This is a genomic window from Bacteroides sp. 3_1_23, assembly GCF_000162555.1.
In the GTDB taxonomy this organism is placed as follows: domain Bacteria; phylum Bacteroidota; class Bacteroidia; order Bacteroidales; family Bacteroidaceae; genus Bacteroides; species Bacteroides ovatus.
The window spans coordinates 736232-749232 of sequence record NZ_GG774949.1 but is presented as its reverse complement, the minus strand read 5'-3'; the positions used below and the strand labels follow the sequence as shown (position 1 = coordinate 749232).

General features: G+C 39.5%; 7 protein-coding genes. 4 read left to right on the top strand and 3 right to left on the bottom strand.

Translation table 11 applies throughout. The annotated features are described in order from the left end of the window. Positions 1 to 77: 77 nt before the first annotated feature. Genes HMPREF9010_RS21420 through HMPREF9010_RS21430 form a run of 3 tightly spaced genes read right to left on the bottom strand, consistent with a single transcriptional unit; the run spans position 78 to position 4595 of the window. Positions 78 to 1214, bottom strand: coding sequence for an alkaline phosphatase (locus tag HMPREF9010_RS21420; RefSeq protein ID WP_008646891.1), 1137 nt, complete (start codon positions 1212 to 1214; stop codon positions 78 to 80). A gap of 12 nt (positions 1215 to 1226) precedes the next feature. Next, entirely contained in the window at positions 1227 to 2330 is a 1104-nt protein-coding gene (locus tag HMPREF9010_RS21425) for a metallophosphoesterase family protein (protein WP_008646890.1), read from the bottom strand. A 6-nt stretch (positions 2331 to 2336) separates the two neighbouring features. Continuing rightward, a complete protein-coding gene (locus HMPREF9010_RS21430) occupies positions 2337 to 4595 on the bottom strand; it encodes a GH92 family glycosyl hydrolase (RefSeq protein WP_008646884.1) in 2259 nt (752 codons plus the stop codon). 231 nt (positions 4596 to 4826) lie between these two features. Between HMPREF9010_RS21430 and HMPREF9010_RS21435 the strand changes: the two genes are divergently transcribed. The 4 genes from HMPREF9010_RS21435 to HMPREF9010_RS21450 all read left to right on the top strand — a co-directional run bounded on the left by HMPREF9010_RS21435 (position 4827) and on the right by HMPREF9010_RS21450 (position 12913). After that, the gene (locus tag HMPREF9010_RS21435; protein WP_008646883.1) at positions 4827 to 8018 is read left to right on the top strand and encodes a SusC/RagA family TonB-linked outer membrane protein; all 3192 of its coding nucleotides are present in this window, start codon (positions 4827 to 4829) and stop codon (positions 8016 to 8018) included. Between the two features lie 12 nt (positions 8019 to 8030). After that, on the top strand, positions 8031 to 9713 hold the full coding sequence (locus HMPREF9010_RS21440) for a SusD/RagB family nutrient-binding outer membrane lipoprotein (protein ID WP_008646882.1): 1683 nt from the start codon (positions 8031 to 8033) through the stop codon (positions 9711 to 9713). 12 nt (positions 9714 to 9725) lie between these two features. Then, entirely contained in the window at positions 9726 to 10820 is a 1095-nt protein-coding gene (locus tag HMPREF9010_RS21445; RefSeq protein ID WP_032852583.1) for a glycoside hydrolase family 99-like domain-containing protein, read from the top strand. 68 nt (positions 10821 to 10888) lie between these two features. Then, complete coding sequence (locus HMPREF9010_RS21450) at positions 10889 to 12913, top strand: metallophosphoesterase (protein WP_008646880.1); 2025 nt, start codon at positions 10889 to 10891, stop codon at positions 12911 to 12913. Positions 12914 to 13001: the final 88 nt, after the last annotated feature.

Sequence of the window (13001 nt, the reverse complement as noted above, 5' to 3'; positions counted from 1 at the left end):
AGGTATCCTGTATTATATTGAGTGTTTATCTGTCATTCAAACTGAAATAAGGAAGAATGACAGATCTGTTTTATATTTTATTTAGCGAGCAATTGGAATATTTTATTGCTTACATCGCTGTTTTCCTGAACACCACCAAAAAGCTTGGATTGTGGACCGTATGCAAACAGTGGAACCATGATTGGTGTATGTCCTTTAGATACAAACATTGCTTTCATTTTGCCTTCTTTTATGTTTCCGTCACGTAAAGCTAATGCTCCGGTTTCATGATCAGCTGAAATAATCACTAATGTATTTCCATCTTTTTCTGCAAATCTGATAGCAGCTTCTACCGCCTTGTCAAAGTCCAATACTTCACGGACAACAGCCGAATAATCATTGCTGTGCGCACTTTTATCTATTCGGGCACCTTCTACCATTAAGAAGAAACCGTTAGTACTCCTGCTCGAAAGATAGTCAATAGCCATTTGGGTGGTAGACGGAAGGAAATCTCCCCGGTTTTCGTTTACAGAAGCTGTTTTGCTCTTTGTGGGTAAGTATCCCAGTTTTTTAGATTTCTTGATAGCTTTGTCATTCGGCTCTTCTATGATGGTAAACTCTTTTTTGATTTCCTTTTGCACGTTTGGTGCTTGTTTTTCAAATAGTTCATAACTACCGGCAGAAAAGAATGTCAGCTTACTGTTAGGAAGATCCGCCCAAATTTCTTTAGACATTCCACGTTCCGGTTGGTGAGCAAAGAAAGCAGCAGGAGTAGCTCCGTCGAGATTGTCAGTGGTAACGATTCCTGAAATGTAGCCATAGCCGGATAACTTCTCCGGTAAGTTTGGAATAACTTGGTTATTTTCATCCATTCCGAGCGCTCCGTTTTTAGTTTTCTTTCCGGTTGAGTAAGCAGTTCCGGAAGCAGCTGAATCTGTTGTAAATTTGTTGGCAGATTGCGTTCTGACGAAACCGCATGTTTTTAAATTAGTGATAGTAAGCTGTCCTTGATTGGCATACATTCCTGAACAGATATGTGCCAGTCCCATGCCGTCACCTATCATTAAGATGACATTCTTCACCGGTTTGTCGGTAGCATCCATGTCAAATGAAGGAACATACGAACTTTGTGGATTTTCGTTCTTAAAATCTCCTTTGACGATTTCTTGTGCTGATAGATTATAGCAAAAGAATAAGGAGAGAATAAATAAGTGAGTTTTAAATTTTACATTCATGGCTAATATGTTTTAATTAGAAGTAAGTAATTCGGATATGTTGACTGTATCGTATGGCTTTTCTCCAAATGCGGCATAATATTCTAATTGCATCTGGTTGTTTTCTTTGTCAATAGAAAGGATGCCGTAGCCCGGTAAATCCATTTGTTTGAAAAAACGGATATGGGGAGTTTCTTTATCAATCCATTCCATACGCTGTTGTAGAGTAGAAGGTTGCCATTGTGGGTGTGCCGTTACAAATTCAGGACTATAGTCTGTAACTACATTTTTTGGAACCAGTATATTTTTATCTTTGATGACACTGTTGACGAGAATCTGAACGATAGGTCCCCAAGGAGTGTCCCGACAGATAACGGAGTATAGATGCAGATGTGCACAGAGCACGATTGCTTGTTGACTGGCAATGATTTGCAGCAATTGTTCCCTTTTGGTATTATCTTGTCGGAATACATGCCAGCATCTTTCGTTTACCGGAATCACAGGCTCGTGTAACATGACAAACTTGTAAGTTGCCTTCGAACCGGCTAGTGACTTTTCTAATTGTTGTAGCCTTTCCGGATTCCGATCCCATGGATCATAACACACAAATAATACATCATCAAGAGTAGTAGTGTAATTGGCTGACTGTAAGGATGGATGTCCTGCCAACCTTGCCATATTGGGTAAGTATACTTTTTCAAAAGCTTCTTTAGCCCCTGGCCCTGTGATATCATGATTACCTTTAGTCATAATGAAAGGTACTTTCAGATTCATTTTGTTGACAGCTTTAAAAGCACTGTTAGCCATCTGTATTGCTTTTTGTGGAGAACCGGCCAATCCTTCTGACAAGTCCCCCATTTGCAGAACGGCTTTTATTGACGGCTGGTGTTTTTGAACTTTCCCGCTGATTATCCGGGAGAATTCCGGCCATGTATTTTTCGTGAATACTGAATATTCTTTGGTAACTTGGCGCAGATCATCCGGTTTGGTGGATAACCATTCCATATCGTGATCTTCCAATAAATCATAGTGTATATCTCCCAACAAGAGAAATGAAACTTCTTTTTCATTTTGCTCTTGGGAGTATGATTGCAGAGAAGTCAAAAGCGATAAAAGGACAAATAATATTTTATTCATATTCTGTTATTTATTCATTTCAAAAGAAGGGGGCACACTGTCTGCCGCCCAATTCTTATTGGGAGTGTTTCCCATTGTAAATTCCAGTTTGCCGCCATTCATCAGTTCTTTATGTTCGAACCAGGACTGGTTCCAATCTTTGCCATTTAATTTGGCTGATTGGATATATTTATTTGTCGGCGAATAGTTGTGCGCAATGACTTCGAATGATTTGCCGGCTCCTGTTTCAATAACTGCTCTTTCGAACATAGGAGTTCCGATGACATAAATAGGCAAACCAGGAGTAATAGGATAGAAACCTAGCATGGAGAAGACTACAAATGCTGACATTCCTCCGCCATCTTCGTCGCCCGGAAGTCCCATCAGGTCATTTCTAAACCATTCATCGAGCAATGTTCTTACTCTTTTTTGAGTTCTCCAGGGTTCTCCTATATAGTTGTACAGGTAAGGAATGTGCATACTGGGTTCATTAGCCATTGAAAATTGGCCTACATTACCCGTATGATCCGGTAATTGCGCATAAAATACATATTTGGCTTCGCCCAATGGAGTGTTATACATCGTTTCAAGATTATTTCTGAATGCTTCTTTCCCTCCCATCAGTTCAATTAAATCAGCAATATTATGGGGAACATCCCATCGGTATATCCAACCGTTATTCTCGCCGTATGCTTCACGAGCACCTAATCCGCCGGCAGTGGCATAATCAAAGGGTTCTATGAATTCGCCTTTTGCATTTTTGGGATGGAAGAATTTTGTTTCAGGATTGAAAATATTCCGATAGTTTTTACTCCCTTGTAGAAAATAGTTATAGTCTTTCTCATACCCAAGTTGTTTGGCTATTTGTGCCAGGCACCATTCATCGTAAGACGTACCTAGAGTGACGGCTACCGGTTGGCGTTTTTCAAATGGGTGTACTTCGTCAGCTGTTTCTTGTTCTCCCGGTGCCAATGCCGGTAAATATCCGTTTTCCCAATAGAATTTTGTGATTTCACCTCCCTTTATGCCTGACCACGGGGCTAACGTTTTTTCTGTAATACCAAGTTTGCAGGCTTCGTAAGCAGCTGATAAATCAAAGTTACGGATTCCTTTTATATATGAATCGATAACAGTGGCTACACCGTGATTGGAATTCATTCTACGGCTGTCTCCCGTCACTTCAGGAAATGTAGGCATCCAGTTATGTTCCATTTGCTGTGCCATTCTGATAAAAGACTGAATCATGTCAGCTTCCATTTGTGGTTCGATGATGACACGTAAGGGGTGGACTGCTCTATACGTGTCCCAAATCCAATCGTCGGTATAAAATGGGACAAAATCTTTGTGGATACTATTGTCGAAAGCACTGTAATAGCGGTTGTCTTCCGAAAGGCAAATCATCCGTTCGTAAGTCCGGTAGAGGGAAGTATAAAATATTGCTTTTGCATTTTCGTCTATTCCTTCCACTTTGATTTTACTTAATGTTTGGTTCCAGATGTTTTTGGCAATGTTCATCTGGTTTTCCACATCATAATCTTTTATTTCCCGCTGTAGGTTGGCTTTTGCTTGCTTTTCATCAATGAAGGAAATGCCGTAGCGAACTTTGATTGTTTTTATATCTGTTGAATATAAGAGAGCGATACCTACGTTCTTGCCTTTTATGGCAGTGTGGCTGTGATTTATTTCTTCTTTGCTGACAGTCATCGTTTTTTCCGGCAGTGCGGAAGTCTCCATATAAACATATACTTTGGTTTGATGATCTATGTTCTGATAACCGGAAATGGTATTCTCCGTAGTTTTAAGCTCACCATTGGTGGTACTAAGTATTAAATATGGAGCATCGTTTTTCCGGAAACTTAGTTCATAGATTCCTGCCTGGTGGGAGGGAGCAAATTTAGTGGAAACCTCTTCTTCTTCAAAATAGGAAGAATAGGAATAGGGTTTTATCACTTCATTATCATAACAATAGTAATATACCGGTTGTAATCCGCTCTCTGCTCCCTGATAGAAAGACAGGCTGAATGCAGACTTTCCCCGATGCGAGGTGACAATGACCGGTAAGCCTTTTATTTTATCAGAGGTGTAATCTGCTCTTTCCGGATAGATGCGGAGCATACTATTGGGAAGATGGACAGTTGGGTAAGTAGGAACTAACAAATGGCTGATATTCCCCATATAAGGATTTACATAGTCAACCGGAGTTAACACTACCTCTTGCTTGTTGCTGCATCCATTGACGATTAAAATCATTAACAGTACTAACGGAATGAATTTTCTCTTGTACATAAACAGATTTTTTTATTTTTCGATGGTTTTAATTAGATTTGCTGTAAATATAGGATGGTTTGATTAATGAAAACTTAATGTAACCTTAAAATCTATCTTCTACAAATATTTTTTTTGTAAAGTCCCGTCATTAAGAGAATATTAATCTAATATTAATCACCATAAAATATCTTTGGTTCATCTTTAATGCATTAATCAATACTGTATTCTTTAATTTAATAATTAAGTATTATGAAAAACTACTTCCTATTCTTATTCTTTTTAGTAATAAGTGTATCGGGTTATGCGCAAGGAAAGCGTATAACGGGTAAAGTGACAGATGCTGCGGATGGAATGCCTATCATAGGAGCTACGGTGGTAGCTGTTGATCCGGATGGTAAGACGAACGCTAAATCGGTAGGTACAATTACCGATATAAATGGTATGTTTACACTTAATGTGCCTAATGGATGTCAAGAATTGAAATTTTCGTATGTCGGAATGGAGACGAAAACGGCTAAAATTACCGGTTTGACTCATATCAATGTATCTTTGGCCAGCACGGCGAAGGCTCTTGATGAAGTGGTTGTTACCGCTCTCGGAGTGACGCGTGAAGCTAAGAGTCTTAATTATTCACGGCAGAGTGTAAATGCGGAAGCCTTGGCAGAAAATAGTAGTGGCAATCTGATATCTTCTCTTTCCGGTAAGGTGGCGGGGGTTACCATTACTCCTCCGGGAACGAGCAATGGTAGTGCGCGCATTGTCATTCGCGGAACAAGCTCACTGACTGAAAACTCACAGCCCGTATTCGTGATTGATGGTATGATTATTGAAAACGAACCGGGTGATACAAGTGTGACCGTTGATGGTGGTACAGGTTCTACCGACCTTGGTAATCCGGTAGCGGATATCAATCCGGATGATATTGAAAGCATTGAAATCCTGAAGGGACCGAATGCAGCTGCACTTTATGGTTCGCGTGCAGCACAGGGGGTTGTATTGGTGACAACTAAACGTTCGAGAACATTCGAAAAAACAAAAGTATCTTATAGCGGAAATTTTCAATTTGAAAAAGTGAACCAGTTTTTAGATTATCAGAATGGTTGGGGAACAGGAGAGAACTCTTATTTGCTTGACCATAAATTGACGCTTCAACCTAATGGTAACAGGTTGCCAACAGATTTACCGAATTTCAGTGGTTATAATTCTTCTGCAGGTGCTAAATTGCGTAGCTGGGGAGCACCTTTGTGGGATCAGGTTATCTATGGACATGACGGTGTACTTACTACTCATTCTTCACATCCGGACAATGTGAAGGATTTCTACGAAACCGCCCATCGGTACACGCATACATTGGCTGTGGAAGGTGGTTCGAAAAAGAATAATTATCGCGTATCGTATACGAGAAGTAAGGGTAATAGTGTAGTACACGGTATCAATGAAAGCTTTAAAGATATATTCAATCTCCGGTTGATGAATACGATTACTAAATGGATGACTTTAGATTCTAAAATGACTTACTCACATGAAAAGGTAGACAACCGTCAATATATGAATGGTTCGGATAAGAATCCTATATATGCGTTTGTTACTCTTCCTCGTTCGCTTTCTATTGATGTATTGAAACATTATAAGGATGAAAATGGAAATGAAATGATTCCGATTGGTGAACGTGGTTATAATCCGTATTGGAATATTTATGAAAATACGAACTCTGACACGCGTGACAGGGTGAGCGGATCGATGAATCTGGAAGTAAAATTACTTCCGGGCTTGAAGGCGGTAGGTAAAGCCGGACTGGATGCTTATTGGTGGAAAGGAATGGAGTTCTTTAATCTGGGTGCACGTAGTGATGTGGACGGTGGTATGAAGAACTGGATTAATAACAGTACTTCTACTAACTTTGAAGCTTTATTGATGTATAATAAAACATTTCATAAAATATCAGTCAATGCCATTGCCGGTATTAGCCGATATGAACGCAACTCGGAGAAAAGAACGGAAAGTGTGAATAGTATATTGGTTCCTGATTTCAAGAATATTTCTAACTCGAATGAGTATCCTAGTGCCACTCAACTGCAATCTAAGAAGATAATCCGTTCTGCTTACGGCTCGGTGTCATTAGGTTACAATAGTTATGTTTATTTAGATGTAACGGCCCGCAATGACTGGTCGTCTACTTTACCACTGGATAATTGCTCTTATTTTTATCCTTCTTTTGGTGCTACGTTTATTTTTACCGATGCATTTAAGATCAAATCACCTATCTTGTCGTTCGGTAAGATTCGTGCTTCTTTTGCTTATGCCGGTTCTGACACAGATCCATATCGGATTAATCAAACCTATAAGTTGGGTAGCATTTATAATGGTTCACCTTTGCAAACCATTAGTACAACTTTAAATAATGATCAACTTTTGCCGGAACGTAACCGTTCTTTGGAACTTGGAGCTGATCTCCGCTTTTTCCATAATCGTTTGGGTGTAGATGTAACTTATTATCGTTCTGATGCCTATGACTTGATAACGAAAGTCGCTTTGCCGGTGCCTAGCGGTTATAGTTTTAAATTCTTGAATACAGGTCATGTACGTAATCAAGGATGGGAAGTTGTGTTGTCTGCTACTCCCGTCAAGACCAAATTGTTTGAATGGAATGCGAATATCAACTGGGCGCGTAATCGGTCGGAAGTGATTAAGGTAGTGGACGGAAATCCTAATGTGCAATTATTGAAATCAAGCAATGTCAGTATCATGTTGGAAGAAGGTATGCCTTATGGAGTCATTCGGGGACGTGCCTGGAAACGTGATGACCAGGGACGTAAATTAGTCGATTCTTCAGGTAAAATATTGGTAACGGATAATACGCAATATTTAGGCTGTGCCGAGCCGAAATGGACGGGAAGTTTTGGAAGCAATTTCAGAATCCAGAATTTTACAGTTAGTTTCCTGTTTGATGCACGTATTGGAGGAACTCTTTATTCGGGAACATGGAATAGAGCGACAACAGCCGGTGTGGTTGCCGAATCTGCCGAAGGACGTGAAGGATATTATTTGAGTAATGTGATTTATGGTGAGAGTAGTGCAAAGGCAACTTCCGGTTATCAATATCCGGACGCTTATTTTGAAGACGGAACGCCTTGTCTCTTGTTTGTCAAGCCCAATAATCGCTATGCCAGCTATGATGAAAGATCTGTATTTGATGCTTCCTATATTAAATTCCGTGAACTTTCTGTTGCCTACAGTCTTCCGAAGTCTATCCTAAAGAAATTGCCGATTAGTGGTCTACGACTGGCTGTGGTAGGACGTAATTTAGCTATTCTTCATCAAAATACTCCTAAAGGCATAGATCCGGAGGCTTCTTCTTCATCAGGAAATGCTCAAGGTATAGAATATGGAAGAATGCCGCCCGTATCTTCTGTCGGATTTGATATTAAACTAACCTTCTAAAGATAGAATATTATGAAACAGATTAAAATATTATTAGCCGGTTTTGCTGCAATGGCCATTTCTTTCGTTTCGTGTACGAATGACTTTGAATCTGCCAATGCCAATCCCAATGAACTTAATGAAATTAATCCTGAATATTTGTTCAATACGAGTTCTTATTATACGCTGAATGCTTTTTGCGGAAGCATGAAAAAAGTGTTGTTGGCCAACTATAGCCATTATTATGGTGGAGCTGCCGGTGGACAGGTACAACGGTATGGAAATCAAGGTTCAACCAATGATTCATATTGGAAGAATGTATATAATTATGCTATTTTTCCTGTTCACTTTATACAAACGCAAATGGAAAATGACGAGCAATATCACAATCGTGTACTTATTGCTAAAATATGGGAAAACTATCTTTTCTCACAAGCAGTTTCTATTTGGGGAGGTATTCCTAAAAGTCAGGCTTTTAATGCCGGCGAGAGAGTGCCTTACGATAAGGAATCGGATATTTATTATGCTATGCTGAATGATTTGAAAGCATGTGCCGACGGGTTGAAGATGGATGGAGATGTTTATAAAGCAGACCCTATTTTTCCTTCAGGACAGAAATCCAGCGACTTATTGAAATGGAAGAAGTTTGCCAATTCACTACGTTTGCGTTTGGCCGTTCGTATTTGTAATGCTGACCGTTCGAAAGCGACTGAAGTGATTGATGAACTTATGGAAAATGAACAGAACTTGATGACAAGTAATGAAGATAATTGTCTTTTGCAATGGGGAGATAACGCAGATACAAGAAATTATTTTTATGATTATCTGGTTATCAACCGTGAAAGTAATTTGGATAAGCTTCACTCTGCCGGCGAATCGATTCTGATGTATATGGCTCCCTATGCTGATCCGCGGTTGGAGAAATTTTTCACTCCTGCCAATGCTGCTTCTATGCCTGATAACTTCCATTGGGCACCTTATTGGGGACAACCGAAAGTTTCTAATTTGCCTTCGGGAGTCAGCTTGTCTCCCAATCCGCATAGTGGAAAGACGGCGGATGATTACTCTCAATTACAGGATAAATTCACGGAGCAAAGTTATGCAGAAGTAATTATGAATTATGCAGAAGTGTGCCTGTTGAAAAGTGAATTGGTTCATAAAGGTTTGGGAAGTGGTTCGCAAACAGCCGAGGCTTATTACAATGCTGGTGTGAACGCTTCAATGGCTCAATATGGCGTAGACGGTGGAAAAGTAAATAATTATCTTCAGACTCCGGGAATTAAATGGAATACATTGACAGATCTCACAGTCACAGAAGAAGGTGAAGATTATTATAAAGATTTTATCGGCATTGTATCTTCTGCTATTACCTCTGATGAACCAGATCCGATTTATCGTCAGATTATCATGCAGCAATATATAGCTATGTTTTATCAATCGTTGGATGCGTGGACACTGATTCGCCGTAGCCAAGTATTGGAATTCCCGCCGCATTTCTCGCCGGAAACCGGATATGGCGCTGTAAATGCCGGTACCAAGGATAATCCTTATGCTTATATTCCACAGCGATTGGTATATCCCGATAGCGAGAAAACAAACAATGAATATGAATTGACGAAAGGTATTGCCAATCTCGATGGTGGACAGGATGCAATGTCGACTAAGTTATGGTTTGCATTGCCCACTAAGACTAACCCTTATTTGACGAATAATTAAAAAATGAAGGATATGAAAAAGATAACTATTATATTGCTCGGATTCATCGCTTTGTTAGCTGTATCTTGTGATAAAGACGATCATTTGGCTCCTGATAAGAGCAAATATGTGTATGATATACCACAGACGGATTTACCTGTGGATGCGATAGTCGGTGCTTATTATACCAATATAACTTCCTCTTCCAGCTGGTTAAAGTCCGGTAATAAAATATATGCCGGTACTCCTTTGTTGGGTGAATATTTGTCTACAACCAGTGGCGTGTTACAGCAACAGCTTGCTTGGGCGGATGAGGCTGCCTTGGACTTTCTGATAGTTACTTGGGATGCTGCTTCAGCAGATAATACATTGATTACAAACTTTAAGTCTGTACGTACGGCAACCAATGCAAAAGTCCGCTTGGTGATCAATTATAACACCAAACATCTGAAAGTATCTAATGACAAACCGCTTCAAGAGGAAGAGAATTTGAATAAGATGATCAATGACTTTACGAATACTTTAGTGCCTTTATTTAATGATGAGGCCTATTATAAAATGAACGGAAGACCGGTTATTCTAATAACTCCGTCTAACCTTTCTTCTTCTGCATTGAAGAGTATTGATTATTCTTTGGTCATCCCGGCATTAAAGAAGGCTGTATCAGAATTGGGGTATGATCTTTATACGATTGGGGAATTTACTACCGGTTGGGTAGCTCCGGTGAATTATGAGGAACATCAGATTGCTTCTTTTGATGGAGTGACAGTGAACGATTGGTCAACGAATATGTACGACCGTTATTATGCCTTTTTCAGTTTTGTTGATTTGAATTGGGCCAATTGGAAGACTACAATAGCCAAATGGAATACAGACTTTGTTCCTTGTATCTTTCCTTCTTATAATGACCGTATCAATTCAACTTCAAGTTATAAATATACTTTCGGGCAAGATGGAGAGACTGCTGATTATATTAATTTCTGTAATGTAGCTAAACGGAATATCGGAAGTAAAAACATTGTGTTAGTCAATTCATGGAATAATTACCAGAAAGGAACGAATTTGGAACCGACGGAGGAAAACAAATCTGAATTTCTGAAGATAACCAGAAATCAATTTAAGAAGTAATAGTTATTAATAACGGGATACGATGCATCAGGCAGATCGTCGTATCTCGTGATAACAATAAATAATTTATGAGAAAGAAAATAATATCGGTCGTTTGTTTTCTCCTGGCTGTTTTTGTATCTCATGGGATAGCTGCGGATTCTGCTCCCTTTTTCTTTTTGCAATTAAGTGATCCCCAATTTGGCTTCATGGATAATAATAAGAGTATTTCGGCAGAAACAGAGGCTATGAATAAGGCTGTGACAGCTATAAATCAGTTAAAACCTCCGTTTGTGGTGATAACCGGTGATTTTGTAAATAATTCGAAGAGTAAGGAACAGATTGCTGCTTATAAGTCGATGATTGCTCAAATAGACCCTTCAGTGAAGGTTTATATGATTCCGGGAAATCACGATATAGGTAAGGTCAGCCGGGCTTCTATAGATAATTATAAAAAAAACTACGGAGAAACCCATTTTTCATTCAGGTATGGTGATTGTGCATTTATAGGTATTGATTCAAATATAATAAAAGAAGAGGACAAGGAGAGGGAAGAAGTTCAATTTAAGTGGCTGGAACAGGAATTACAGAAAACGAAGGATGCCAGATTCAAGTTTGTTTTTACTCATTGCTCTGTTTTTCTAAAGCGGATGGATGAACCTGTGAATTATTCGAATTTCTCTTTGCCTATGCGAGAGAAATATGTGCGTTTGTTTCAGAAATATGGAGTAAACGCAATATTTGCGGGGCATTTACATAACAATGCTTATGGAAAGGTTGGCGATATGGAAATGATAACGATAGGCCCGGTAGGAAAGGTGCTGGGGACAGGGTATCAAGGGATGAATCTTGTGAAAGTATATCCGGATCGGTTTATCAGTGAATTTATTGCCTTAAATCAGTTTCCGAAAGAGGTGGTGATGTCTGATCCGGCGACAAAAACGACGGAGTCGATGAGTCGTGTTCGTTTCAAATCAATAAGGAATTTAGTGATGGCAGGGTATCAGGGGTGGTTTAATACTCCTGAAGACGGTGCTGGTTTGGGTTGGAAACATTTTGAAAAAGAAAAAGAGTTCAAACCGGGCAAGTGTACCATTGATCTTTGGCCGGATGTTTCTGAATATGAGAAAACCTATGAAACGGCTTTTAAGTTACCTGATGAGACACCAGTAAAGGTTTTTAGTTCGTATGATGCTTCTACTACAGATCTGCATTTTAAATGGATGAAGCAATATGGAATTGATGGGGTATTTATGCAACGTTTTGTTGTTTCTATACGAAATCAGAAAGGGAAGGATAATTATAATAAAATACTGAATAATGCTGTTCTTTCGGCAGAAAAGTATGACCGGGCAATTTGCCTGATGTATGACCTTTCCGGTATGGAAGCCGGTGAAGAAGATATATTGATACGTGACTGGAAAGAGCTGTGTGAGAAGTATAAACTAGTTTCCCGGAACAACAATCATTATGTTTATCATCATGGTAAACCGTTAGTTGCTGTTTGGGGAATAGGGTTTAATGATCGCCGTAAATATGGATATGAGCAGGTAAAGAAAATCATTGATTTCCTGAAGAGTGAAGGTTGTTCCATATTGGTAGGTGTACCTACTCATTGGCGGACATTAACGATAGATGCTGTCTCTGATACGCGATTGCTTGAACTGGTAAAACAGGCGGATATTGTTCATCCATGGTTGGTAGGACGTTTTGATAATCATACGTATGAGCCATATCGTAAATCGATAGAGGAAGATATAAAGTGGTGCAAAGCGAATGGTAAAGATTATATGCCGGTGTTGTTTCCGGGCTTTAGTTGGCATAACATGAAAAAGGATGCTCCGCAAAACATGATTCCGAGATTAGGGGGACGTTTCTTCTGGCAACAGGTGAAAGGGGCTGTAGATGCAGGAGCAGAAAGCCTTTATTTGGCAATGTTTGATGAGATAGATGAGGGGACAGCTTTCTTTAAATGTACAAATACACCTCCGGTGGGTGAAAGTTCTTTTATAACTTATGAAGGAGAAGCACCCGATCATTATCTTTGGCTGGCAGGTGAAGCTGCTAAGTATTTGAGAGGAGAACTGCGTTCATCCCGGATGCCGGTTCGATAAGGATGTGGAGTATAATAGCCGGATATATTTCGTTGTTGGTGCAGAGTAACTATATTATTTTAATATCCTAAGATTGAAAAAACATATT